The following is a 25,135-nucleotide window of genomic DNA, read 5'->3' on the forward strand; positions in this document are numbered from 1 at the left end:
GGCTGACCGAAAGCCCCCTCACCGCGGCTGCAACACAATAATCGCCATCCCCGCGATCGCCACCGCGACCCCGGCAATGTCCCAGGGGCTCGGCCGCACGCCATCCACCAGCCACAGCCAGGCGATCGCCACCGCGATATAGACCCCGCCATAAGCCGCGTAGACCCGCCCCGACGCGTCCGGATGCAGCGACAGCAGCCACGCGAACAGGGCCAGCGACAGCGCGCCGGGCAACAGCACCCAGGCGCCCGCATGCTGGCGCAGCCACAGATACGGCAGGTAGCACCCGAGGATTTCGGCGCAGGCGGTGATCAGGTAGAGGCCGAAGATCTTCATGCCGCCGGTTCCGCCGCCGGCATCGGCGCGGAGGCGGAGGGTGAGGCGCGCGTTTGCTTCGCCCGCTTGCGCGCCGCCGGCTTGCGCTTGCCGCCGCCAAGCTCCCCACCCTGATAAGGCACCCGCCCGGACGGCACCACGGCGGAGGCCAGTTCCACATGGCCCTCCTGGTCGTCGAAGAACATATGCGCGCCGAAGGCCTGCAGCACCTGGTCCTTGGGCAGGCCGCCCAGGAAGAAGGCTTCGTCGATCCTGACGTTCCAGGCGCGCAGGGTGTGCACCACGCGCGTATGGGCGGGGCTGTTGCGCGCGGTCACGATGGCGATCCGCACCGGGCTCTGGCCGGGCTGGAAATGCGCCTGGATCTCGGCCAGGCGCAGCAGCAGCTTGGCGAACGGGCCTTCGGCCATGGCTTTGTGGCGATGGCGCTTTTCGTTCTTGATAAAGGCTTCCAACCCCTTTTGCTTGAAGATCTGCTCGGACTCGGGCGAGAACAGCACGGCGTCGCCGTCGAAGGCGATGCGGATCTGGCCAGCCGGGGCGCGGTAGGCGGAGGGTGCGTCGTACAGCTGCGCGGCCGCCACGCCGCCGTCGATGGCGGCCTGCACGTCGGCGGCTTCGCGCGACAGGAACAGGTCGACCTTGAAGGCCTGCAGGTAGCGCGCGATCGGCTCGCCGCCGGTGAAGGCCGCGCGGGTGATGTCCAGCCCGTGGGTCTCGATGGCGTTGAAGGCGCGCAGCCCGGTGTCGGGCGAGTTGCGCGAGATCACCACCACTTCCACCAGCCGCCGCCCGGGGATCAGGCTGTTGAGTTCGAGCAGGGCCTGCACCAGCGGAAAGGCGGTGCCCTGCGGCAGGGCTTCGTCCTCGTGCTGGCGCTGGTAGGCGGAGTAGGCCGCCACGCCCTGGGATTGATAGATACCGTTCTCGTGCTCGAGGTCGAACAACGCCCGGGACGAGATGCCGATGACGAGTTTGTCGGTGAGATCGTAGGCCATGTGCGCGAGTATAAGGGCGCGCGCACGCAGCGCGTGCGGCAGCCGCCCGCGCTGCATGCCGGTGCCATGGCCAGGCAATCGACGGAGAATCGCAACCTGCAATCGCCGGCCGGCGCCGCCTCCCGGGCGGGCGCGTCTCTTATCCTGCGGCACGTCATTCCGGCATTTCCGGGCAGGGCGGCATGGACATCGCGAAATCGTGTAACTACCGGCATGTTCCACTGCCATCTCGCGGCCTGGCACGTCAATTCGGCAGCTTCTGCGGCACCCCTCTCCCTACAATGAAATCCTGCATGCGAGGTTCCTCCGGGCCCTGTCGGGGGAGGGAGCCTGCGCTGAGGCGATGCGCCGCCGTCGACGCCGTCGCCCGCCACGAAACGACGAATGCCCACGGAGATAGCCATGCACGCCCCGCAACAAGCCGCAGCCACCGATCCCGCCCACGGCGACGACACCGACCACGAGGAAACCCGGGAATGGCTCGATGCCCTGGCTGCCGTGGTCCGCGCCGAGGGCGCGCCGCGCGCGCGCTTCCTGCTGGAGCGGCTGGCCGAGCACGCCAGCCATCTCGGCCTGGGCCACCGCGCGCATCCCTACTCCGCCTACCAGAACACCATCGGCGTGGGCGAGCAGCCGCGCTACCCGGGTGACCTGGCGATGGAACAACGCCTGGGCTCGATCATCCGCTGGAACGCGCTGGCCATGGTGGTGCGCGCCAACAAGGCTTACGGCGAGCTGGGCGGGCACCTGTCGAGCTACGCGTCGGCGGCCGAGATCTTCGAGGTGGGCTTCAATCATTTCTTCCGCGCCGACGATGGCGGGCGCAAGGGCGACCTGGTCTACTTCCAGCCGCACTCCGCCCCGGGCGTCTATGCGCGCGCCTTCCTCGAAGGGCGGCTGTCCGAGGCCCAGCTCGCAAGCTACCGACAGGAGACGGGCGGCGGCGAAGGTGGCGAAGGGGGGCTTTCCTCCTATCCGCATCCCTGGCTGATGCCGGACTTCTGGCAGTTTCCGACCGGCTCGATGGGCATCGGCCCGATCAGCGCGATCTACCAGGCCCGCTTCCTGCGCTACCTCGGCCACCGCGGGATTGCCGACACTGCCGGGCGGCGCGTGTGGGGCGTGTTCGGCGACGGCGAGATGGACGAGCCGGAATCGCTCGCCGCGCTTTCGCTGGCCGCGCGCGAGCAGCTCGACAACCTGACCTTCGTCATCAACTGCAACCTGCAGCGCCTGGACGGCCCGGTGCGCGGCAATGGCCAGGTGATCAACGAGCTGGAGGCGCTGTTCGCCGGCGCCGGCTGGAACGTGGTCAAGGTGGTGTGGGGGTCGGAGTGGGACGCGCTGTTCGCGCGCGATACCAGCCACGCGCTGCTGCGCCGCTTCGCCGCGATGGTGGATGGCGAATACCAGAACCTGGGCGCCAAGGACGGTGACTACAACCTCGCCAACTTCTTCAACCGCGATCCCGAGCTCAAGGCCCTGGCCGCCAGCATGAGCAGCGCCGACATCGACGCGCTGCGCCGCGGCGGGCACGACTTGCGCAAGCTCTACGCGGCCTTCCGCGCCGCGCAGGAACACCGCGGCGCGCCCACCGTCATTCTCGCCAAGACCAAGAAGGGCTTCGGCATGGGCGAGGCCGGCGAATCGCGCATGACCGCGCACCAGCAGAAGAAGCTCGACGTGGACGCGCTGCGCGCCTTCCGCGACCGCTTCAACCTGCCGCTGGACGATGCCGCGGTGGAGGCGCTGCGCTTCTACAAGCCGGCCGAAGACAGTGCCGAGATGGCTTACCTGCATGCGCGCCGCCAGGCGCTCGGCGGCTACCTGCCGGCGCGCGCCCGCACGGCGCACGCGTTGCGCATGCCGGACCTGATGCAATACGGGCGCTTCGCCATGGAGCCGGACGAGCGCGCGGTGTCCACCACCACCGCGGTGGTGCGGCTGTTCACCAACCTGATCAAGGACAAGGAAGTCGGCCCGCGCGTGGTGCCCATCGTCGCCGACGAGGCACGCACCTTCGGCATGGCCAACCTGTTCCGCCAGATCGGCATCTACTCGCCGATGGGTCAGCTCTACGAGCCGGAAGACGCGGGCTCGATGCTGTACTACAAGGAGAGCCAGCAGGGGCAGCTGCTCGAAGAGGGCATCACCGAGGCGGGCGCGCTGGCATCGTGGACGGCGGCGGCCACCTCCTACAGCGTGAACGGCGTGGCCATGCTGCCGTTCTATATCTATTACTCGATGTTCGGCTTCCAGCGCGTCGGCGATCTGATCTGGGCCGCGGCGGACCAGCGCGCGCGCGGCTTCCTGATCGGCGCCACCGCCGGGCGCACCACGCTGGCCGGAGAGGGCCTGCAGCACCAGGATGGCACCAGCCAGCTGATCGCCTCCACGGTGCCGAACTGCCGCGCCTACGACCCTGCCTTCGCCAGCGAGGCCGCGCTCATCATCGATCACGGCGCGCGCCGCATGCTGGAAGACCAGCACGACGAGTTCTATTACCTCACCGTCAACAACGAGAACTACGCGCAGGCGCCGCTGCCGCAAGACGCGCACGACGGCGTCATCAAGGGCATGTACCGCTTCGGTTCGCGCGGCCCGGACAACGCGGCCGCGGCCGTCAGGCTGCTTGGCTCCGGGCCGATCCTGCGGGAGGTCATCGCCGCCGCCGAACTGCTCGCCGGCGACTGGGACATCAAGTCCGAGATCTGGAGCGTGACGAGCTTTTCCGAGCTGGCACGGGACGCCCGCGAATGCGAGCGCAGCAGCCTGTTCGCCAGCGGCGGCGAGACCGAAAGCCACCTGCAGCGATGCCTGCCCGGCGCTACGCCGGTGATTGCCTCGACCGACTATGTGCGCGCCTACGCGCAGCTGATTTCCTCTTATGTGAGTGCGCCCTTTACCGCGCTCGGCACGGATGGCTTCGGGCGCAGCGACACGCGCAGCGCGCTGCGGCGCTTCTTCGAGATCGACCGCTACCACATCGCGATCGCCGCGCTGCGGGCGATCTCCCCGGCGCTGCATGCCGAGGGGCTGGCGCGCTACGGGGCTCGCACGGAGATGGAGCCGCCCTGGGCGCGGTGAGCGGGGGCGTGCAGGGCGGTGCGCCCCGATCGTCGCATAGTGCGATCGCCGCGCGCCGATGGGCTCACGACGCGGGCGGGCGCCGGCCGCATGCGCTGGTTCCTGCCTGCGGCATCGGCTAGAGGTCGGGCACGGGCAAGCTGCCGCCAGCCTCTCCGCGAGGGTGACCTGGCTGTGCGGTGAAATATCGCTTGAGCCGCAGCAGCCTTGCTTCGAACAAGTGCCAGGTCGTGAGGCTGGCAAGCATGCAAAGCAGCAGCGAAGCCAGCATATAGGCCAGGTAGCCGGCTGAAAGCACGCTGCCGTTGTGCGGCAGCAGGCCGGACCGTGTGCGCACTAGCCATGCCAGGCCGTACAGGACCGGCGGGTGGAACACATAGAGCGAATAGCTGTATTTGCCGAACATCCGAAGCACGGGATGACTGGCCACCAGATTCAGGCGAGAGCCCGCCGGGAGCAGGAGCATGGCGGCAATCAGCAAGGCCGAGCATGCGCCGAGCGTGCTGAACCCGAACGTCTGCAATGCCAGCCCGTCGCGCTTCAGGCCGCCGTCAAGCACCACAACCAGCGCCGCGCTGATGGTGGCCAGCGCCGCGAGCCAGCGCAGGACCTGTCGGCCGGTGGGCAGCGCGAATCCACCCCGCGCATACGCAGCCACCAGCGCGCCGTACAGCAGGGGGTCGATATGCGTGAGCGTGGACACGTAGATCGCCATCTGATCCCATCCGTCCCTGATGAGAAGGAAGCGGAGAACCGGGGAGGCAACGCACAGGACCAGGGACACGACCACCACGCGCCGGGCGGTGCACAGAAACACGACCAGCGGCCAGACCAGGTAGAACTGCTCTTCGATCGCCAGCGACCAGAGCTGCGTGACAGGGACGGGCGAGCCTTCCCCGAGCCTTGCGAAGTACCAGTTCTGCATATAGCTCCAGAACCAGGCCTGCGCGTGCAGGAGATCGGCATAGTCATTGCCCGGCCGATAGATTTCCGCAAGAAACGGCCGCAACACCAGGAAAAACAGAATCAGGAAGAAATAGTAGAGCGGGAAAATCCGCAAGGTGCGCTTGGCATAGAAGTTGGCGAAGTACCGCTGCGTGCCCTTCGCGTCGAGCAATATGCCGGTGATGAGAAATCCGGATAGCGCAAAGAAGATGTCGACGCCGACCCATCCGGACGCCAGCAGCTTCACCACGATGTGGTCGAGTGTCCCCGTACCGCCCAGGGCTGCCGCGACCACGGAGTGATGAAAGAAGACCAGGAGGACGGCGACGCCTCGCATTCCATCGAGCGGACGAAGATGGCCGCCACCCAGCCGTTGTTTGAGGAGCGCTTGCGGGCAGGGAGCGTCAATGCCACTGTTCGGTTCGCCGGATGCCGGCGAACGGGGATACTCGATGTGCATCCAGGCCCCCATTCGGATGTGCTCCCCCGAGTGTAGAGGGGCCTTCCCGGCACCATCCGCCAAGTTCAACGCGCGGCACGCCGGGGCGTCAAAGGTAATATCGGGGCCGATGCAGTTCGGTGGGCCTGCGCAATGCAGCCCCTCGCGGCGCCGGCGGCACAGCGCGATGGCCCTGGCCCGCCTCCCGCAGCGGCTTGCCCCCGCGCTCAGCCGCCGCGCTTGTAGACCACGCCGCGCGGGGTGACCGAGTCCGGCGTGGGGGTCGCAGCGGCCAGCGGCTGGCTGGTTGCCGGCTGGGCGGCAGCCGCGCGCTGCTGGGCGCGCCGGGCTTCGCGGGCCTTTTCGATGACGGAGAAATCCGGGCCGGCGAAGGCCGAAAGCGAGCACGAGAGTGCCATCAGGCCGGCACCGATAAGGGCGATATTCTTCACGAGGGTTACCTGTTTGCGGTTGTTGCGTTGTCGCCCGGTGCGACGCGGCTGGCGCTGCGCGCTTGTTTCATTGCGAAGGGGGCGATCTGAAAAAGTCAGGGAGCAGCTTTTGGCCACTCCCTGCGGCCAGGGAAACATCAGCCGGGAAAGAAGTGGCCGCGCAATAAGCAGAGGAGGGAGCGCGCGGTCACTGGGTTCTGCATGATGGTTCATCTTCACTGGCGGGCACGGCGGCGTCCGGTGGTTCCGGTGCCTGGCGTGCTCGACGAAGGGCAGTGTATGCCCCGGTGTGCGATTCAAGAAACGATTAAAACCTATGGGTGCAAGTCGCTTTTTTCATGGTGGCTGGCTCGCCGGACCTGCTCTTCCATGGCCTGCAATCAGCGCTTCGGCGAGTCGCCTTCGGCTACGCGCCGGGCGATCGTTGTAGCATCGCTGCCATGGACAACCTGCTCAGAAAACTCGACCTCACCTCGCTGCGGCTGTTCGTCGCCGTCTGCCAGGAACAGAACATTGCCCGCGCGGCCGAGCGCGAGTTCATCGCGCCATCGGCGGTCAGCCGCCGCATCGGGGAAATCGAGGCGCTGATCGGCCTGCCCGTCATCCAGCGGCATCCGCGCGGCATCACGGTGACGCCGGTGGGCGAGGCCGTGCTGCGCCATGCGCTGGCCATCATCGGCAATATCGAGTCGCTCGGCGCGGAGCTGTCGCGCTTTAGCTCGGGCGCGCGCGGCGCAGTGCGCATGGTGTGCAACCTGGGCGCCATCGTGCAGTTCCTGCCGGAGGACCTGGCGGCCTTCGGGCGGGTCTACCCCGACATCGACATCGCGCTGGAGGAGCAGCACAGTCCCGAGGTCCTGCGGCTGGTGGGCGAGCGCAGCGCGGATTTCGGCATCTGCAACGCGATCCAGGGCGTGGAGCAGTTCGTCTCGCTGCCTTACCGCGAGGACCAGTTGTGCGTGCTGGTGCCGCGCGGGCACCGGCTGGAAGCGGCGCCGCAGGTGCGCTTTGCCGACCTGCTCGGCGAGACCTTCGTCGCGCTGCGCGACGAGAGCGCGCTGAGCCGCCTGCTGCTGGGCGAGGCCGCGCGGCTGAACGGCGCGCTGCGCATCAAGATGCGCGTGGCGAGCCTCGACGCGCTATGCCGCATGGTGCATGTGGGTCTGGGCATCGCTATCGTGCCGCGCCAGGTGGGCGAGCTTTACGTCAACACGCTCGATGTGGCGTGCCGGCCTCTGGTCGACGGCTGGGCCACGCGCCAGCTGGTGGTGGTGTTCCATTCGCGCGAGCATTTGTCGGCCAGCGCCGCGGCGCTGGTGGACTTCCTCTGCCGCCGTTAGCGCCGTTAGCGCGGGCGGCCCGCCGCCGGGCGAGCCGTCTCGAAGCGAGAGGGCTGTCGTGCCGATTCCATGCTATGCGCCGCGTGCGCCGCGCCATATAGTGGGCTGACCAGGACCTCGCCACGGCGACAATCAGATCCGGAGCCCCCATGATGGACGATACGATCCGCTTCGGCGGCCGCGTGCTTTACCTGTCGCAGGATCCCGCCTGCATGCGTGCCCAGCTCGAAGGCAAGGCCGTGAGCCTGGCCGACGCCGGCCCGCTGCGCGACAATGTTTCCACCGACGAGATCACGCCGGTGACAGTGATGCTCACCTACGACGAGCGCCTGGGCGAGTTCCCCTATGTGGGCTTCCAGGCCGGCGGGGAAATGCCGGTCGGCCGCAACGCCGTGCGCGACGGTGGCTTTGCGGTCACGGTGGCGGGCAAGCGCTACGGCAAGGGCTCCTCGCGCGAGTCCAGCCCGCTGGCAGAGCTGTCGGCCGGTATCCGCCTGATCGTGGCGGAGAGCTTCGAGCGCATCTACCAGCAGAACTGCGACAACATCGGCATCCTCACCACCACGGATTTCAGCGTGCTCGAGCGCGTGCTGGCCGGCGAGGCGATTCCCATCGAAGCCTTCCTGAGCGGGCGCGACGCGCTGACCCAGCAGGTGATCCGCGCCGGCGGCCTGCTGGCCTTCAGCCGCGCGGCGAGCTGGCCGGTCCCCGGCAGCATGCCCGCGGCGGCGGCGCCCGCCGGCGCGGCGCCGCGCACACTGGTGGAGAAGATCATCGACCGTCACCTGCTGCCCGGCACCCCGGGCGCCGGCCGTGGCCAGGGCGTGTTCGTGGCGGCCGACTGGCGTTTTTCCCACGACTATTTCACCGGCATGTGCGCGCACCTGATGCATCGCGCCTTCGGCAAGCCGGCCGCGCTGCGCGACCCGGACACCATCATTGCGTTCAAGGATCACCTGGTGCTGGCGGCGCAGAGCTATCCGCACGTGCGCGACGGCTTGCTGCCCGGCGTGGCCAACCTGATGCAAGGCCACGACAGCTTCGCCCATGACTACCCGGTGCGCTCGCACGGCGCGCTGCCCGGCGACGTGCCCGGCTCCGAAGGGATCTGCCACGCGCTGATGGCCGAGCAGTACGCGCTGCCGGGCCAGGTAGTGGTGGGGACCGATTCGCACACGCCGCATTCGGGCGCGCTCGGCTGCCTGGCCTTCGGCGCCGGCGCCACCGACCTGGCGAACAGCTGGGTCACCGGCTACGTGCGCTGCAAGGTGCCGGAGACCCTGCGCGTGGAAGTGGAGGGGGAACTGGCGCCGGGCGTGACCGCCAAGGACATCGTGCTCCACTTGCTGCAGATGGACGCGATCCGCTCGGGCGGCGCCATCGGCGTGGTGTTCGAGTACGCCGGCAGCACCGTGCGCGCGCTCTCGGTCGACGAGCGTGCCACGCTCACCAATATGGTGGCGGAACTGGGCGGCTTCACCGGCATCGTCGCGCCGGACGACAAGACCGTGGCCTTCCTCAAGGCGCGGCGCGGCGTGGATTTCGTCGTCGAGGACTGGATGCGCAGCGATGCCGGCGCCAGCTACCGCGACGTGATCCGCATCGATGCGGCCGCCATCACGCCCATGGTGGCGCGGCCCGGCGATCCCGGCAACGGCGTGGCGGCGCAGGCGCTGGGCGAGGCCGTGCCGGTGGATATTGCCTACGGCGGCTCCTGCACGGCCGGCAAGCGCGAAGATTTCGACTATTACCACGAGGTGCTGCGCTGGGGTCTGGAGCACGGCCTCAAGGTATCGCCACGCACGCGGCTGTACCTGCAATTCGGCACGCTGGGCGTGCGCGAGTATTGCGAGGCGCGCGGCTACCTGGAGACCTTTGACGCCGCCGGCGCCACGCTGGTGATGCCGGGCTGCGGCTCTTGCGCCAATTGCGGCCCCGGTGCGTCCACCAGCGGCGAGCAGGTCACCATCAGCGCCATCAACCGCAACTTCCCGGGCCGTTCGGGCCCGGGGCAGGTCTGGCTGGCCAGCCCCTACACGGTGGCGGCCAGCGCGCTGGCAGGGCAGATCAGCACCTTCGGGCAACTGCAGGCGCGCGCCCGCGAGGAGGCAGCGCCGGCCTAGCCTGAGTTTCACGCCACCGGCCCGCACCCGCGCGGGCCGGGTTCCCCAGAGCCGGGCAGCAGATTCCGGCCGGACCACAAGACACCGGAGACACCCATGTTCCATATCCCAAGCCGCGCCACGCGCGCGGCCGGGCGGCTGCTTGCCGCCCTTGCCCTGGCCTGCGGCGTGGCGGCCGCGCATGCCGCCGGCGCTTATCCCGCCAAGACCGTGCGCCTGATCGTGCCGAACTCGCCGGGCTCCACCGCGGACCTGGTTGCGCGCGTGGTTGCCGAGGGCATGGGGCACGATCTCGGGCAACCGTTCTATGTGGAGAACATCGCCGGCGCGGCCGGCATTCCGGGCACGCGCCAACTGGTGGGGGCCGCCGCCGACGGCTACACGCTGGCCGTGGTCTCCTCCAACCATGCCATCAACCCCGGCCTGTATCCCAACCTGCCCTACGACAGTCTCAAGGACATCAGCCCGGTGGCGCTGATCGGCACCACGCCGCTGGTGCTGGTGGTTGGCGCCGGCTCGCCGTACAAGACCGCGCAGGCGCTGATCGCGGCGGCGCGGGCGCAGCCGGGCCAGTTGACCTACGGCTCGTCGGGCAAGGGCAGCGTGCTTCATCTGGCGGGCGAGTTGCTCAAGTCCAGGGCCGGCATCGACATGCTCCATGTGCCCTACAAGGGGGTCAATACGCTCTTGACCGATGTGCTGGGCGGGCAGATCAGCGCCGCCTTCCTGGCCTCCCCGTCGGCGCTGCCGCAGATCAAGGCCGGCAAGCTGCGCGCGCTCGCCGTGAGCACGCCGGCGCGGCTGGAAAGCCTGCCGGGGGTGCCCACGCTGGCCGAGGCCGGCGTCAAGGACTATGCGTACGACGCCTGGATCGCGCTGGTCGGCCCGGCCGGCCTGCCCGTCGAGGTGTCCGCACGCCTGCAGCAGTCCATGGCAAAGGCGCTCGCCACCCCCAAGGCGCGCGAGCTGTTTGCCGCGCAGGGCTTCGTGGTCAGGGGCGCCGGCGCCGACGAAACGGCGCGCACCATCCGCGACGAAGTGGGCCGTAGCCGCGCCCTGATCAAGAGCGCATCGATCGCGGTGGACTGACGGCGGCAGGCGGGGGCCGCGCGCCGCACGCCGCACGCTGCCTCAGGCCCCCAGCACTTCCTCGCAGATCGAGAACCACGCGCGCGCCGCGTGGGACAGGTAGCGTCCCGGCGACCAGATATGCGCCAGCGCCCAGTCCATCGCGGGTTCGGTCAGGCGCGCCACGGCGAGCTTGTCGTCGAGCTGGACCCTGGCCAGCAGCGGCTGCGGCAGAAAGGTGGTGCCGAGCCCGGCCGCCGCCATCGAGGCGAGGAAATCCCAGTGCCCGCTTTGCGCCACGATGCGCGGCTCCACGCGGGCCTCCATGAAGGCCACGCGCAGCTTGCGCGTGAGCGAGAAGTCGTCGGTCAGCAGCAGCAGCGGCTCGTCGCGCAGCGCCGCCAGGCTGACGGTCTTGTTCCTGGCCCAGCCTGCCTTGCGCGGCCCTGCCACCCAGATCGGGTACTTGGCAAACTCGCGCGTCGCGAGCGCCAGGCCACTGTCGCCGGGCAGCACGGTCGCGCCGACCTCCAGTTCGCCGTTGGCCACCTGTTGTTCCACCGTATGCCCGCCATGCTCGGCCAGGCTCAGTTCCAGGTTGGGGTAGCGCTGGCGGAAGGCGCTCACCGCGGGGGTGAAGAAGAGGTTGGCCATCGGCGGAATGCCCACCGTGAGCTGGCCCCGCCCCAGCGAGGAAAGATCGGCCACCTCCAGCGTGAGCCGGTGCACCACGCCCAGCGCCTCCTGCCCGCGCTCGTAGACCACGCGCCCCACATCGGTCAGCCGTACCTGCTTGCCCTCGCGGATCAGCAGTGGCTGGCCGATCTCGTCCTCCAGCTGGCGCACCATCTTGCTGATGGTGGACTGGGTGACGAACAGGGAGGTGGCCGCCTGGGTGAAGCTCTGCAGGCGCACGGTCTCGACGAAATAGCGTAGGGCGCGGATATCGATGGGCACGGGCGGCTTCCTGATCCATGAAAAAAGCGAATGTGATCGTCAATTTTAAATCATGTTCGGAATGAGCGCCAGTTGGCTACACTTCCATTCCACCGCTCTTCTACAGGTTTGCGTCATGGCTTGGCCGAGCGCACGGCAATGGCTCTTTTCACTGAAGGCATTCGCCGCCTCGATGCTCGCGCTCTATATCGCGCTGGCGCTGGGTTTGCCCCGCCCTTACTGGGCCATGGCAACCGTCTATTTCGTTTCCCACCCGCTGACCGGGGCCACGCGCTCCAAGGCCGCCTACCGCGTGGCGGGCACGCTGCTTGGCGCCACCGGCGCCGTCGCCACGGTGCCGCTGCTGGTCAACGAACCGGTGCTGCTGATGGCTGCCATCGCGCTGTGGACCGGCGCCCTGCTGTATTTCTCGCTACTGCAGCGCACGCCGCGCAGCTATATCTTCCTGCTGGCCGCGTACACGCTGCCCATCGTGGCGCTGCCCGCCGTCAGCGAGCCCGCCCAGGTCTTCGCCATTGCCGTGGCGCGCATCGAAGAGATCGTGGTCGGCATCCTGTGCGCCGGGCTGGTCGGCTCGATCGTCTTCCCGGCCAAGGTGGCGCCGGCGCTGCGCGCCCGTTCCGCCACCTGGCTGGCCGATGCCGCGCTGTGGGCAACCGACATGCTCTCGCCCGAGCCCGACGCCAATGCCTCGCGCCACGGCAGCCGGCACCGCCTGGCCACCGACATCCTCGCGCTCGACCAGCTGATCGCGCAGCTTTCCTACGATACCGAGAGCGCCGACACATTGCGCCATGCGCGCGCCTTGCGCGAGCGCATGACCATGCTGCTGCCGGTGCTGTCCTCGCTGGCAGGATTGCTGCAGGCGCTGCGCGCCCATGCGCACGGCATGCCGGCGCAGCTCGCGCGCCAGATGGCCGACATGCGCGCCTGGATCCATGCCGGCTTCCACGGGCCGGCGCCCGCGCTCGGGCCGGCGGCCGCGCCCTGGCGCGAATACGGCAAGGCGCCGGGCTGGCATGCCGGCCTGGTGGCCACCGCCAACGATCAGCTGCGCACGCTCGCGGCGCTGTGCGAAGACTGCCACGCCCTGCAGCGCGGCATCGGCGACCAGCGCGGGGCGGGCCAGGCCGCCGCGCCGGTGCTGCGCTACCGCGCCCGCGCGGCGGACCGGGCGCACCATCACGACCACGGCATGCTGCTGTACTACGCCTGCTCGACCAGCCTCGCGGTGTTCTGCGCGGGCCTGCTGTGGATCGCCTCGGGCTGGGAAGACGGTGCCGGCGCCGTGGTGGTGGCCACCATCACCAGCTGCTTCTTCGCCACCGTCGAGGAGCCCAGGCCGGTGGCGCGCGCCTTCATGCGCTGGAGCGTGATCTGCTTCCTGGTGTCGTGCTTCTACCTGTTCCTGGTGGTGCCGCAGGCCCATAACTTCGAGACGCTGGTCGGCATGCTGGCGGTGCCCTATATGGCCATCGGCATGCTGATCTCGCGTCCCGGCTTCAACCTCATCGCCATGCTGCTGTCGGTCAATACGGCATCGTTCGGCAACTTCCAGAGTGTCTACGACGCCAACTTCCTCGGCACCTTCAATACGAGCCTGGCCAGCGTGGGCGGCATGCTGTTCGCGCCGCTGTGGTTCATGGCGACGCGGCCGTTCGGCGCGCGCGTGGCCGCGCACCGGCTGATCCGCGCCAGCTGGAAGGACCTGGCGCAAGCCGCCACGCGCGGGGAAGCGCCCGAGCAGGCCCGGCTCGGCAGCCGCATGCTGGACCGCCTCGGCCAGCTGGTGCCGCGCCTGGCGGCCAGCGACGACAAGATGTCCACCGACGGCTTCGCCGAACTGCAGGTCGGCTTCGGCGCGCTGGCGCTGCAGCGCAACCTGGCGGCGCTGCGTCCGGCCGCGCGGCGCGCGGTCACGCGCGTGCTCAACGGCGCCGCCGCGCATTTCCGCGCGCGCCTGAAAGCCGGGCACGCGATGGCGCCGCCCGAGGCGCTGTCCGCGCGCATCGACAAGGCCATCGGCGAGGTCGCGGCGCAGGCCGATGGCGTGGACGATGGCGTGGACAATGCGGCCGCCGGCGATGCGGTGCGCGAGACGCTGGCCGCGCTGGTCGCCCTGCAGGTCACGCTCTACCACGCCCAGCCGCACGCGCCCACTGGCAAGGTACCCGCGCCGCCGGCGCTGCCGCGCGCGCCGGTGGAGAAACCATGCTGAGCGCCGAGATCGATGTCTACGGCGTGTTCGTGCCCAGCCTGCTCGCGCTGATGCTGGTCAGCTTCGCCATGACCGCCTGCCTGCGCGCGCTGCTCGCCCGCGCTGGCTTCTACCGGCTGGTCTGGCACCGTTCCCTCTTCAACCTCGCCCTCTACCTGATCGTGCTCGGCGGCGTGGTCGCCCTGGCCCGCTGGCTGCAATCATGAAAATCAAGTTCCGTTTGTTGGTCCCCGTGGCGCTGACCTTGCTGGCTACGGTGGCAGCGCTGTTTGTCGTCAGGCATTTGTGGGACTACTACACCGTGGCGCCGTGGACGCGCGACGGCCACGTGCGTGCCGACGTGGTGCAGGTCGCGCCTGACGTGTCGGGCCTGGTCACGCAGATCCTGGTCAGGGACAACCAGCGCGTGCGGCGCGGCCAGGTGCTGTTCGTGATCGACCAGGACCGCTACCGGCTGGCGCTGCAGCAAGCGCAGGCCAACGCGGCCGCCTTGCGCGCGACGCTGGCGCAGGCGCGCCGCGAGGCCGCGCGCAACCACGCGCTGAGCGAGGTGGTCGCCACCGAGGTGGTGGAGGAAGGGCAGGCCCGCGTGCAGGAAGGCGAAGCGGCGCTGGCGCAGGCCGAGGCCGCGGTCGGGGTGGCGCGCCTGAACCTGGCGCGCACCAGCGTGGCCAGCCCGGTCGACGGTATCCTGAACGATCGCCTGCCGCGCCTGGGCGACTATGTAAGCACCGGCCGCCCGGTGCTGTCGATGGTCGATGCGGGCTCCTTCCATGTGGAAGGGTATTTCGAGGAGACCAAGCTGCACCGCATCCGCATCGGCAGCCCGGTAGCGGTGCGCATCATGGGCGAGCACGTCACGCTGCACGGCCACGTGCAGAGCATTGCAGCCGGCATCGAGGACCGCGACCGCAGCAGCGGCGCCAACCTGCTGCCCAATGTGAATCCCACCTTCAACTGGGTGCGGCTGGCGCAGCGTATCCCGGTGCGTATCGTGCTGGACGACGTCCCGGCCGACATGCAGCTCGTCTCGGGCCGCACGGCCACGGTGTCGGTGGCCGTGCCGCGCCAGGTCGTGGCCGCGCGGCGCGCACCCCCCGGCGACGGTGCCAGCGGGAGTGCGGCGCAATGAGCAAGCTCCGCCTGGCATGGCTGCCGGCGGTGATGCCGCTGCTGTTCGCCTGCACCACGGTCGGCCCCGACTACAAGGTGCCCGCGCACGCGATGATGCGCGCGCCCGAGGCCAATGGCCCGCTGCGGGGCACGCAGGATGCGGCGGTATCGGTGGCCGCCGTGCCGGACGACTGGTGGCGGCTCTATGACGACCCCAGGCTCGACCGGCTGGTGCGGCAGGCCCTCGCTGCCAATACCAGCGTGCGCGTGGCCGCCGCTAACCTGCGGCGCGCCGTGGCGGTCTACCACGAGGTGGAGGCCGAGAACCTGCCGCAGGCGGCGATCTCCGCCAAGGCCGAACGCGCGCAGGTGGCTGGCGAGAGTTTCCTGCTCAAGGAAAAGGTCCCGGTCTTCAGCCTCGGCGATGTCGGTTTCGCGGTGTCTTACCTGGTGGATTTTTTCGGCAAGCTCGCGCGCGCCGACGAGGCCGCGCTGGCCAGTGCCGAAGCCAGCCAGGCCGCGCTCGACATGACGCGCGTCGGCGTGGTGGCGCAGACCGTGCGTGCCTATGTGCAGGGCTGCGCCGCCACGCATGAACTCGACGTCGCCGGGCAGCAGCTTGCGCTGCAGGAGCGCGGCGCGGAAATTACCGGCAAGCTGGTCGCCGCCGGCCGCGGCCAGCCCGCCGATCTGCTGCGCGCGCGCGCGCAGGCCGAGACCTTGCGCGCCGCGCTGCCGCGCTTCAAGGCGGAGCAGGAAGGCGCCGCCTGGCGCCTCGCCGTCATGCTCGGCAAGCCACCCGGCGCGCTGCCTGAAGCGGAGTTCGCCTGCCATGAAGAGCCGAGGCTGCGGCAACCCTTGCCTGTCGGCGACGGCGCCGCGCTGCTCAGGCGCCGGCCCGACATCCGCCAGGCCGAGCGCGAGCTCGCCTCGGCCACCGCCAGGATCGGCGTGGCGACCGCCGATCTCTATCCCTCGATCCGCATCGGCGCATCCGCCGGCTTCAGCGGCATCCTCGGCGACCTCGGCAGCGGGCCCACGGCGCGCTGGGGCATCGGGCCGCTGATCACCTGGAACCTGCCGACCAACGGCGTGCGGCCACGCATTCACGCGATGGAAGCGGGTGCCGACGCCGCGCTGGCCAGTTTCGACGGCGTCGTGCTGAAGGCGCTGCAGGAAACGCAGGGCGCGCTCAGCGACTACACGCGCGAGCTGGAGCGCAACCATTCGCTGCGCGTGGCGCGCGATGACGCGCAAGAGGCCGCGCGGCAACACCGCCAGCTGTATCAGGCCGGGCGCACGCCGTATCTGTCCAGCCTCGATGCCGACCGGACGCTGGCAGCGGCAGAGGCGGCGCTGGCCGCGTCGGACAGCCAGGTGGCGATGGACCAGGTCAATCTGTTCCTGGCGCTCGGGGGCGGCTGGCAGAACAGCCCGAAGGTGGCGCAGAACACAGGCGAGCATCACTGACCGCGCGGAGGCGTTGCTGCGTGGGGCGCGCCCGGCTGCGCCGGCATGGCAGAGCCGCGGCCAATACTGTGAAAATTCCGACTGGAATGCAGAATATTAATTCATCACGGGAATGCTAGGCGATGGCTACACTGTCGTCTGTACCGCGCTTCCGACCGCGCCGGTACATGCAAAAAGGCGAAACAGACGACATGCGGGACGCAGATCCGCCTATCCCGCTCCACCACAAGTGGAAAGTGCCGCCCATTCTGGACTCCAGCAGCAATCATGAACAAGAAGCTCTTCACGACCCTCGTTTCCGCAGCCGCTTTTGGCCTTTGCGTCATGGCATCGACGCAAGCCAGTGCACAGGGTCCGAAAGATAGCACCAGTGCCGGCGACAAGTACGGCTACAACCTGCACAACGGCAAGCGCGACCCGTTCACCGACGGCGCCCGCGCGAATGACCGCCGCGACCCGTTTACCGACGGTGCGCGCGTCAATGACCGCCGCGATGCGTTCACCGATGGCGCCCATGGCGCCGCGGCGCTCGACCTGGCTGGCCGCGACCTGACCGGTGTGTCGGCAACGCCGTCCCACAGCGGCGTGGCAGGCAAAGCCAGCGCCTGACCGGCGCAACCGGCCCGGCCCCGGGAATCCTCCGCCCGGGGCCGGGCCGGCCGGCGAGACCGCTGCCGCCGCGTTGCGCGCAGATTGTCCCTGGCCACGCCACGCCACGCAGTTCACCGCAGTTCACCGCAGTCCCCCGCAGTCCCCCGCAGTACCAACCAACAGTCTCACCCTCCCCATGATTTCCCTGAACAAGATCGTGCTGTCGCTGGCAAGCGTCTCGGCACTCGCTGCATCATTGCCGGCATTGGCCGGTCCCGACTGGACCGTGATCGAACGCGCGCGCGCCCAGAAGCAGGCGCAGGCCAGGCGGGCAAGCGCGCAGGCGCGCTGCCCCTTGCAAGCGCAGGGGGCGGCGGCACCGGCCGCGCCGTCGGCCGTGCCCGCCGCCACAGCCGCGACCGCGCCCAGCGTCACGCCCTGAGCGTGAGACCGGCCGGATCGCAAGGCGCGCGCGGGCGCACGCTCGCGGCCAGCAAGGTGCCCGCCGGGATTCGATCGCGTAGTCACCCGCCTTGACGGCGTAGCGACGGCGCAATGAAAAGGAAAGCGGGAAGGGCTGGAAGGGCGGGAAGGGCGGGAAGGGAGAAGCCGGCGCGGCGGGCTTTACGGCCGCCGCGCAGCAAGTGGCGCCTGGATCGGGTCGGACCGGCAGAACCAGGGGCGCCGTCCGGTCAGCGCCGCCAGGCAAGGAAGTGCCTCAGGGCCTCTTCTCCGCGATTACCATCCACGACACGCCGAAGCGATCGGCGGTCATGCCGAAGCGGTGCGCGAAAAAGGTCTCGCCCAACGGCATCTGGACCTGGCCGCCTTCGGCCAGCCCGTTGAAGACGCGGTCCGCGGCAGCCGCATCGGGCACGCTTACCGACAGCGCGATGCCTTCGAAGCTCGGCTTGCCGCTGCAACGGCCGTCGGACATCATCACCGTGCTTTCGCCGATGCGCATGGCCATGTGCATCACCTTCTCTGCGTCGCCGGGGGCGGGCGCGCATCCCTCGGGCGCGCCTGCCGGTTGCGGCGGCGCTTCCTTGAAGCGCATCAGCATTTCGACTTTCGCGTCCAGTACGCGCTTGTAGAACTCCGCCGCTTCCTCGCAGCGGCCTTCGAAGAACAGGTAGGGTTGGACCAGCATTTTGTCTCCTTATGGCGTTCTCAGGGTCGTTCGGGATCGAGCGGCATCGGCACCGATGCATGCTCGTGCACCACCAGCCACCGGCCGGCGATCTTGCGAAAACACAAGGTGGCGCGCACCCAGGCCTCCTGCGGCGCGCCGCCCTGGGGGTGCTGGTCACACGCTGCGTCGATATTGCGCCGGATTTCGCCGGATTGCGTGATGGGCGCCGCTGCTGTGATCCGGCCACATCGTTGTGTACACTGTCCACTACCATAGTCGAGAAAATGGACGCTGTCCACATGGAGGAAAAATGACGGGTGCCAAGCGCACTTCCGGCACCGCGGGCCGGGCGGCTGGCAAGGGTGCCGCCGCCATGTCGGAACCAGGCGAGGCGGCGCAATCCGCACCTGCGGCGGTACCCCCGGACGCGCCGGCCGGCGCTCCGGCCCGCAATACGTATCGCCATGGCGACCTGCGGCGCGCGCTGCTCGATGCCGGCATGGACCTGGCGCGCGACGGCGGCCCGGATGCGGTCGTGCTGCGCGAGGCCACGCGGCGTGCCGGCGTGGTGCCCAATGCCGCGTACCGGCACTTCGCCAGCCGCCACGACCTGCTGCAGGCGGTGCGCTTCGCGGCCTTGTCGGCGCTGGCCATGGCGATCGAGGCCGATCTCGCCGAGGTCGACGGGACAGCGCCGCCAGCGGATGCGGCGCGCGCCAGCCTGCGCGCGGTCGGCACCGGCTATATGCGTTTCGCCCTGGCCGAGCCGGGGCTGTTCCGCACGGCCTTTTCCGTGCCGGGCGAACTGCGCGGCGTGCCCATGCCGGCCAGGGAAGGCGACAGCGGCCTGAACCCGTTCGAGCTGCTGGGCGCGGCGCTCGACAAGATGACCGCCGCCGGCCTGCTACCCGCTGCGCGCCGGCCCGGCGCGGAATACCTGGCGTGGTCCGCGGTGCACGGCCTGTCCATGCTGGTCATCGACGGGCCGCTGCACTTGCTGGCGCAGGCGCCGGGGCAGGCCTACGACATCGGGCAGCGGCTGATCGACATGGTGGAGACGGGCCTGCAGGGCGAGGGCGGCGACCCGCGTTAGCGCTGTACCGCCCACCGGCGCCGGGTACCCGTGGCCCGTCACGCCTGTCCGGCTGCCGTTGGCGCGGCGCTCCGGTGCAACAGGACCGGGACCGACTTGGAGGTCGGCGTATTGCATCCGTCGGCTACGCTGCCCAGTGGCACCAGCGGATTCGTCTCCGGATAATAGGCGCCGATGCATCCGCGCGGGATGTCGTACTCGACCAGAAGGAAGCCATCGGCGCGGCGCTCGATATTGTCTTCCCAGACCGTGGTCATATCGATCCATTCGCCGGCCTTCAGGCCGAGCATTGCAAGGTCGTCGCGGTTGATGAAGACGACGCGCCGCTGGCCGAACACGCCGCGATACCGATCGTCGAGCGCATACACCGTGGTGTTGTACTGGTCATGCGACCGCGTGGTCATCAGCGTCATCAGCCGTTCCCCGTACGCCTCGCGCGCACGCGCGATGGGCGAGTCCGGGGTCAGTGCATTGACCAGGAACACCGCCTTTCCCGAGGGCGTGTGCCACTCCCGCTCCCGCGCGGGCACCCGCAGGTGGAATCCGCCTGGATGCGCGATGCGCGCGTTGTAATCCTCCGGCGGGCACGCCCCGCCGGTTGTCGCAAATCCTCCGGCACCAGCTTTTGGCGCCAGCGCCAGGCTATCCAGCGGTATGTTGGTGGCCACCGGTGTCTCGCTGTTCCTCGTGCGAGAGGTTCCCCTTCGCGTCCTATACTCAGTCACGAAGGGATGCGGCAGTGGTATGCGTGAGGCGATCGCGAGTTCAGCGGCACGCCTGGCTTTTCACACCGACTACAAGGTCCGAGGGGATTGCCATGTTTCTCTATGAGAAATTGCCATTGTTTGTGTTTGAGATAGAGGCATGTGACAACCTGAAATACGTGCCCATGTGTCTCCGCTTCAATCTGGATTTTTACGGATACACATTCTCCCTTTTGGAATGGCAAGCCCTTCCCGTCGAGGCCCGTGAGGCGCTCGCCGGTTTTCCACCCGCCACGGCCGGCAACGCGGGTGATTTTGCCTCCAGCCTCCGGGACATCATGCAGAAGCACCTTAACAAGGTGCCAGAGACATTCCCGCCGGATGCTCAGGCGGCATGGCTCCAGGCTTCGAAAATACCTGACTCGGTCCTGGCGCAGTACGCCTTGGCCGAACTGGCGCCGATTACCGGGGAGGCTTGGTCCGGGCTTTCGATCCTCAAGCGATATGTGCTGACGAAGATGTCCCTGAGAGGGGTGAGGAACCATTGCTTTGTTCCCGCGCTGCTGGAGTTCGGGCTGGTCAGGTCAGGCATCGCAGATGCATAGACCGTGCTTCTGGCCCGGCACGGGCGACTCGTGATTCCAGATTCCCGATTCCCGATTCCCGATTCCCGGTGGGCGTGACCTGCCGGGCAGCGGCGGCCGACGCTGCTGCAGCGGAGCCGATGCGGAGAAAGCGGTTTTTCCTTGCTTCAAATATCGGCTGATGGCCAGCAGTGATTTGACCATCCGGGACATTCAATTTACATTTCGGGAGAGTCAGCGAACCCACGATTTCGGCAATGGCCTACTATCTCCGCAGTGCCAGTCTCACCCACTATGTCGAGGTGGCGCGCGCCGTCGGCCTTGATCCCTATCAGCAGCTAAGGGCGGCGAAGATCAGCCGTGCGGCGCTGCTGGATCCCGACATCCGGCTGGCGGCCGGACTGGTGGGGCGGCTGCTGGATATGTCCGCCAAGGCGGCCCGGGTTGACGACTTCGGCCTGCGCATGGCCGAGTTGCGAGAATTCTCGAATCTCGGGCCACTCGCCTTCGTGGTGCGGGAGGAGCCGACATTGCGCCGTGCGCTGGACTCCATGGTCCGCTATATGGGCCTGCAAAACGAAGCGCTGGCCATGCGCGTCGAAGAGTCCGAGGGCATGGTGATGATCCACCTGCAGGTCCTGAGTGACGAGCCCGGTACGCTGCGCCAGGCCACGGATCTGGCCGTAGGCGTGGTGTTCCGCATGCTGAGCTTGTTCCTGGGCGCATCGTGGCGTCCGCGCAGCATCTGCTTCACAAGCGCCGCGCCTGCCAGCACGGCCACGTACCTGCGCGTTTTCGGCATGCCGGTGCAGTTCAACCAGGACTTCGACGGCATCATCTGCGTGGCGTCCGACCTGGAGTCGCCCTTGCCCTCCTATGATCCGGTGATGGCGCAGCAAGTGAAGCAGTATCTCGGCACGCTGCTTGCGCAGGCCAACACCACCATGCCCGACAAGGTGAAGAAGCTGGTCTACGCCTTGCTCCCGTCCGGCGTCTGCTCGGTCGAGCGCGTGGCGCAGTTCCTCGGCGTGGACCGCCGCACGGTGCACCGGCGTCTGGCGCAGGAGGAGGCAACGTACTCCGGCATCGTCAACGACGTGCGCGCCGGCCTGGTGATCCCGTATATCGAAAACCGCGGGCGTCCGCTTTCGGAGGTGGCCACGTTGCTGGGTTTCTCTTCGCTGAGCGCGTTCTCGCGCTGGTTCGGCGGCCAGTTCGGCTGCAGTGTTTCGCAATGGCGGGCGCAGGCGCGGACCGTAAGGCACGGGGATGCCGGCCAATAGATCTCCGTCCGTTTGTGCGGTGCCCATGCACGGCGTTTGCGCCATCGCCCTGGGCGGCCCCGCCTGCAAGCAAAACGCGACCGCACGGGTGTATCACTGTTGATACAGCGTAGAAGTTATCCGTTTCGCCGACGCGTTTCGCGAGTGCTGTTTTGCCCGCAAGTAAGATTTGCAATAAGCCGGAACGCAAACTAAGGTTGTGATCTCGGAGTAGCGTGCAAGGCGAAGCGCGGGGCTGAGGAGAACGGACATGGCAAACGCGAAAAAGGCGGCTGAACACGAGCAAGCCACCGGGGACCGGCTAGGCAACAAGGAATACCTGAAGGAACTCCGGCGCTTGCATATCGAACTGGTCAAGCTGCAGGCATGGGTGCTGGCGACCGGCTGCAAGGTCTGCATCGTGTTCGAAGGCCGCGACGGCGCGGGAAAGGGCGGCACCATCAAGGCCCTCACGGAGCGCGTGAGTCCGCGCGTGTTCCGCGTGGTTGCCTTGCCGGCCCCCACGGAGCGCGAGAAGAGCCAGATGTACGTTCAGCGGTACATCTCGCACCTTCCCGCCGCCGGCGAAGTGGTGATCTTCGACCGCAGCTGGTACAACCGCGCTGGCGTGGAGCGGGTCATGGGATTCTGCTCCGAGGAGCAGGCCGAAGCGTTCCTGAGGGCCGTGCCCCTGGTCGAGAAGGCCATTATCGGTTCCGGTGTCATCCTGTTGAAATACTGGCTTGAGGTAAGCGAGGAGGAGCAGACGCGCCGCCTTGCGTCGCGCATCGACGATGGCCGCAAGACCTGGAAGCTCACGGATATGGACTTGAAATCCTACAGCCGCTGGTATGACTATTCCCGCGCGCGCGACAAGATGTTCCTCGCCAGCGATACAGACTACGCGCCCTGGTACGTGGCCAACTCGAACGACAAGCGGCGCGCCCGCCTCAACATCATCAGCCACGTGCTGGACAAGATTCCCTACGAGGCCGTGCCGCACAAGAAGGTGAAGCTGCCGGCGCGGCAAAAATCCGGCGGCTACAAGGAGGCGGATTATCCTTACAGGCATGTCCCCGAGCGGTTCTGACGGCGTCGGCCTCCGGACTGCACCCGGTTCGCGCACCAGCGCCCCCTTGATGTCAGCACCAGCGAGATCATCATGCCGGACGATTCCATCCCGGAGCCATCGCTGCCCGCCCGCGTGACACTGCGCGACGGGCGGCAGATTCTGCTGCGCCAGATCGGCGGACAAGACAAGGCAGCCCTGCTGGCCGCCTTCCACCGCCTATCGGTGGATTCCCGCTATACGCGATTCATGGCCTCCATGCGGGAACTGCCGGACGCCATGCTCGAATCGGCAACCCACCCGATGCCGGAGCGCGAGTTCGCGCTGGTGGCCGTCACAGGCAATGGCGAGGCAGAGGTCATCGTCGGCGGCGCGCGCTATGCCGCGGGTCCTGGCAGCGAGGTCTGCGAATTCGCCGTGACGATCGACGACAACTGGCATGGGCTGGGACTGGCGCGGCACCTCATGCAAACGTTGATTGGTGCCGCGAGCGCGCGGGGATACCGATGGATGGAGGGCTTCGTGTTGTCTTCCAACCATTCCATGCGCGGCCTTGCGCGCCGGCTCGGCTTCGACGATACGCCATGCCCCGACGATGCCATGCTGCGCGTGGTCAAGCTCCGGCTTGCGGTGCCGGCCGGGGCCGGCATCGCCCCTGGATAAGCCGCGGCGCGCCAGCCGCGCACAGGCCTGAGCGCGAACTGCAGCACGAACCGGTGGCGCGGGGTCGCGCGCAACGAGGGGAGCCGATCGATGAGCATACTGGACCTGCTGCGCCGGCGCGAGCCGGGCGCGCACGAGCAAGGCAAGCGCGACAAGCGGAGCAAGCACGAGATTGCCGAGATGACGGAGCGCGTCCTCGGCCTGAGTCCGCGCCTGCGCCTGGTGCCGCACTACCAGAAACGGCTCGGGCCGAAGATCGGGCTGGCGCTGGACGTTGTCCGCGGGCTGGCGGCGGGCCTTCCTGCGCCGCGCGAAGCCAGCGCGGTGGCGTGGGGATCGGATCCCTACATCCATGCCTTTTTCGGTACGGCGCACGATGTGGAGCTTGCCTTCAGCCGCTCAGCGGACCTGCGCGAGTTCTTCGAGCACGCACCGGACGCGCGGGAGGCCTATGCGGTGCTGGGCATGGCGATGGCCGAGCGGCACACGCTGGGCGTCGCGCTGGAGGGAGACGTGATGCGCACCGATGTGCAGCAAACCACGATCTGCTTCAGCGATCACCAGGTGCGGATCTGTGGCCGGACTGACGCCGGGCTGCGCGAGGAGATCGTGCGGCGAATGCTGGATCAGCTGGCGCTGGAGGGCCTGGCCCGGTTTGCCGCCGGCATGTCGCGGCGCAATGTGATCGAACGTGAGCTGGAGCTCCTGAAGGCGCGCTTGCATCTGCTGGAGCGGCGGGGCACCGGTATGCGCTCGGTGGTGGGGGGCGGTAGCGAAGTGGCGCCCGCGGAACATGCCAGGCTGCGCGAACAGATCGAGGAAAACGCTCAGGAACTCGCCCGGCTCGGCGTGGCATCCGATGCCCTGGAGCGCCAGATCGACGGACTCGGCGAAGTGTTCGAGGAGGCGGGTTCGCGGTTCTCCCTGGAGCACCGGAACATCCGCCTGAGCCGGATGAATGTGCTGCTGCCGGAACAGAGCACGGCACCGGGCGATGCAATCGATCTGCAAAGCGCCCGGGTCCCGGGCGATCCGCCGCTGGTGCGCACCTTTGCCCTGGTGCGCTTTGCGCGCGCCGGCATGCTGTCTCCGATGTCGCTCCTCGATGAAGCGGAGCGCCTGTTGTAGTGCACGCCCCGGATGCGCGCCGCAAGACCGGTCGAACAGTTCGCCGCGGCATGCTCTGCGGTCGCACTTGTGGATGGATCGCTGCCTGTGCGCTGGCGGTGACACGGCACACCTGTTTGCGCGAAACACGGCATCGAAAAAATGCAGTACGAGAATTCGGCAAGAAGCACGAGAATGATCTAAAACACACATGAGGGCGAGGGTCCCCAGGAAAAGCGGAGCCATGAGCTCCACGGGGCTCATCGATTTTCGGCAAGCGCAGATGGAGCCCCGCGGCGAGTTGACGCACCGGCACCGCGCCCTGCACCGCGGCGTACGGCAGAAAAGAAGTGATTCCACAGGATCTTGGGGGTGGGAGTCGTG

Annotated in this window: 23 protein-coding genes and 1 pseudogene; 16 read left to right on the forward strand and 8 right to left on the reverse strand. The window is 68.3% G+C overall.

Annotated elements, in window-relative coordinates; genetic code table 11:
* Nucleotides 1-18 precede the first annotated feature (18 nt).
* Nucleotides 19-336, reverse strand: coding sequence for a YnfA family protein (locus AC1DKV_RS22940; RefSeq protein ID WP_441614498.1), 318 nt, complete (start codon nt 334-336; stop codon nt 19-21).
* Nucleotides 333-1,334, reverse strand: a complete 1,002-nt coding sequence (locus AC1DKV_RS22945; protein WP_477138047.1) for a 5'-nucleotidase — start codon at nt 1,332-1,334, stop codon at nt 333-335. Before AC1DKV_RS22945 ends, AC1DKV_RS22940 begins: the two co-directional genes overlap by 4 nt.
* Before the next feature lie 402 nt (nt 1,335-1,736).
* Here AC1DKV_RS22945 and mdeB point away from each other — a divergent pair, with 402 nt between their 5' ends.
* Nucleotides 1,737-4,421, forward strand: a complete 2,685-nt coding sequence (gene mdeB, locus AC1DKV_RS22950; protein ID WP_441614494.1) for an alpha-ketoglutarate dehydrogenase — start codon at nt 1,737-1,739, stop codon at nt 4,419-4,421.
* Nucleotides 4,422-4,539: 118 nt separating this feature from the next.
* Here the strand turns inward: mdeB and AC1DKV_RS22955 are convergent, their stop codons facing one another.
* Both AC1DKV_RS22955 and AC1DKV_RS22960 read right to left on the reverse strand, forming a co-directional pair.
* Nucleotides 4,540-5,826: an acyltransferase family protein gene (locus AC1DKV_RS22955; RefSeq protein WP_441614492.1), complete on the reverse strand. Its 1,287-nt coding sequence runs from the start codon at nt 5,824-5,826 to the stop codon at nt 4,540-4,542.
* Nucleotides 5,827-6,032: 206 nt separating this feature from the next.
* Nucleotides 6,033-6,257: a hypothetical protein gene (locus AC1DKV_RS22960; protein ID WP_441614490.1), complete on the reverse strand. Its 225-nt coding sequence runs from the start codon at nt 6,255-6,257 to the stop codon at nt 6,033-6,035.
* 440 nt (nt 6,258-6,697) lie between these two features.
* Between AC1DKV_RS22960 and AC1DKV_RS22965 the strand changes: the two genes are divergently transcribed.
* The 3 genes from AC1DKV_RS22965 (at nt 6,698) to AC1DKV_RS22975 (ending at nt 10,809) form a co-directional block, all read left to right on the forward strand.
* On the forward strand, nt 6,698-7,597 hold the full coding sequence (locus AC1DKV_RS22965) for a LysR family transcriptional regulator (RefSeq protein ID WP_441614488.1): 900 nt from the start codon (nt 6,698-6,700) through the stop codon (nt 7,595-7,597).
* A gap of 152 nt (nt 7,598-7,749) precedes the next feature.
* On the forward strand, nt 7,750-9,720 hold the full coding sequence (locus AC1DKV_RS22970; protein ID WP_441614748.1) for an aconitase family protein: 1,971 nt from the start codon (nt 7,750-7,752) through the stop codon (nt 9,718-9,720).
* A gap of 96 nt (nt 9,721-9,816) precedes the next feature.
* Entirely contained in the window at nt 9,817-10,809 is a 993-nt protein-coding gene (locus AC1DKV_RS22975; RefSeq protein ID WP_441614486.1) for a Bug family tripartite tricarboxylate transporter substrate binding protein, read from the forward strand.
* A 42-nt stretch (nt 10,810-10,851) separates the two neighbouring features.
* Here the strand turns inward: AC1DKV_RS22975 and AC1DKV_RS22980 are convergent, their stop codons facing one another.
* Nucleotides 10,852-11,745, reverse strand: a complete 894-nt coding sequence (locus tag AC1DKV_RS22980; protein ID WP_441614484.1) for a LysR family transcriptional regulator — start codon at nt 11,743-11,745, stop codon at nt 10,852-10,854.
* 115 nt (nt 11,746-11,860) lie between these two features.
* Here AC1DKV_RS22980 and AC1DKV_RS22985 point away from each other — a divergent pair, with 115 nt between their 5' ends.
* The 6 genes from AC1DKV_RS22985 to AC1DKV_RS23010 all read left to right on the forward strand — a co-directional run bounded on the left by AC1DKV_RS22985 (nt 11,861) and on the right by AC1DKV_RS23010 (nt 17,579).
* A complete protein-coding gene (locus AC1DKV_RS22985) occupies nt 11,861-13,963 on the forward strand; it encodes an FUSC family protein (RefSeq protein WP_441614482.1) in 2,103 nt (700 codons plus the stop codon).
* Entirely contained in the window at nt 13,957-14,169 is a 213-nt protein-coding gene (locus AC1DKV_RS22990; RefSeq protein WP_441614480.1) for a DUF1656 domain-containing protein, read from the forward strand. The genes AC1DKV_RS22985 and AC1DKV_RS22990 overlap by 7 nt, the downstream gene beginning before the upstream one ends.
* The gene (locus AC1DKV_RS22995) at nt 14,166-15,095 is read left to right on the forward strand and encodes an efflux RND transporter periplasmic adaptor subunit (RefSeq protein WP_441614479.1); all 930 of its coding nucleotides are present in this window, start codon (nt 14,166-14,168) and stop codon (nt 15,093-15,095) included. The genes AC1DKV_RS22990 and AC1DKV_RS22995 overlap by 4 nt, the downstream gene beginning before the upstream one ends.
* On the forward strand, nt 15,092-16,546 hold the full coding sequence (locus AC1DKV_RS23000; protein WP_441614477.1) for an efflux transporter outer membrane subunit: 1,455 nt from the start codon (nt 15,092-15,094) through the stop codon (nt 16,544-16,546). The genes AC1DKV_RS22995 and AC1DKV_RS23000 overlap by 4 nt, the downstream gene beginning before the upstream one ends.
* Before the next feature lie 267 nt (nt 16,547-16,813).
* Nucleotides 16,814-17,155: a hypothetical protein gene (locus tag AC1DKV_RS23005; RefSeq protein ID WP_441614475.1), complete on the forward strand. Its 342-nt coding sequence runs from the start codon at nt 16,814-16,816 to the stop codon at nt 17,153-17,155.
* Between the two features lie 178 nt (nt 17,156-17,333).
* Nucleotides 17,334-17,579, forward strand: coding sequence for a hypothetical protein (locus AC1DKV_RS23010; RefSeq protein WP_441614473.1), 246 nt, complete (start codon nt 17,334-17,336; stop codon nt 17,577-17,579).
* A 276-nt stretch (nt 17,580-17,855) separates the two neighbouring features.
* Here AC1DKV_RS23010 and AC1DKV_RS23015 read toward each other — a convergent pair whose 3' ends face one another.
* On the reverse strand, nt 17,856-18,287 hold the full coding sequence (locus AC1DKV_RS23015) for a VOC family protein (RefSeq protein WP_477138048.1): 432 nt from the start codon (nt 18,285-18,287) through the stop codon (nt 17,856-17,858).
* A 20-nt stretch (nt 18,288-18,307) separates the two neighbouring features.
* Nucleotides 18,308-18,472, reverse strand: a complete 165-nt coding sequence (locus AC1DKV_RS23020; protein WP_441614746.1) for a nuclear transport factor 2 family protein — start codon at nt 18,470-18,472, stop codon at nt 18,308-18,310.
* A 170-nt stretch (nt 18,473-18,642) separates the two neighbouring features.
* Between AC1DKV_RS23020 and AC1DKV_RS23025 the strand changes: the two genes are divergently transcribed.
* A complete protein-coding gene (locus AC1DKV_RS23025) occupies nt 18,643-19,362 on the forward strand; it encodes a TetR/AcrR family transcriptional regulator (protein WP_441614744.1) in 720 nt (239 codons plus the stop codon).
* 38 nt (nt 19,363-19,400) lie between these two features.
* Here the strand turns inward: AC1DKV_RS23025 and AC1DKV_RS23030 are convergent.
* Nucleotides 19,401-19,937, reverse strand: a pseudogene (locus AC1DKV_RS23030) (molybdopterin dinucleotide binding domain-containing protein); the annotation flags it as partial.
* A gap of 242 nt (nt 19,938-20,179) precedes the next feature.
* Here AC1DKV_RS23030 and AC1DKV_RS23035 point away from each other — a divergent pair.
* The 5 genes from AC1DKV_RS23035 to AC1DKV_RS23055 all read left to right on the forward strand — a co-directional run bounded on the left by AC1DKV_RS23035 (nt 20,180) and on the right by AC1DKV_RS23055 (nt 24,772).
* Nucleotides 20,180-20,671, forward strand: a complete 492-nt coding sequence (locus AC1DKV_RS23035; protein WP_441614469.1) for a nitrate reductase associated protein — start codon at nt 20,180-20,182, stop codon at nt 20,669-20,671.
* 236 nt (nt 20,672-20,907) lie between these two features.
* Nucleotides 20,908-21,933, forward strand: a complete 1,026-nt coding sequence (locus AC1DKV_RS23040) for an AraC family transcriptional regulator (protein ID WP_441614467.1) — start codon at nt 20,908-20,910, stop codon at nt 21,931-21,933.
* A gap of 250 nt (nt 21,934-22,183) precedes the next feature.
* On the forward strand, nt 22,184-23,002 hold the full coding sequence (ppk2, locus tag AC1DKV_RS23045; protein WP_441650417.1) for a polyphosphate kinase 2: 819 nt from the start codon (nt 22,184-22,186) through the stop codon (nt 23,000-23,002).
* A gap of 72 nt (nt 23,003-23,074) precedes the next feature.
* Nucleotides 23,075-23,644, forward strand: a complete 570-nt coding sequence (locus tag AC1DKV_RS23050; protein ID WP_441614463.1) for a GNAT family N-acetyltransferase — start codon at nt 23,075-23,077, stop codon at nt 23,642-23,644.
* Nucleotides 23,645-23,734: 90 nt separating this feature from the next.
* Entirely contained in the window at nt 23,735-24,772 is a 1,038-nt protein-coding gene (locus tag AC1DKV_RS23055; protein ID WP_441614461.1) for a hypothetical protein, read from the forward strand.
* The last annotated feature ends 363 nt before the right edge of the window (nt 24,773-25,135 follow it).

Source organism: Cupriavidus sp. 05T41 (assembly GCF_056396525.1).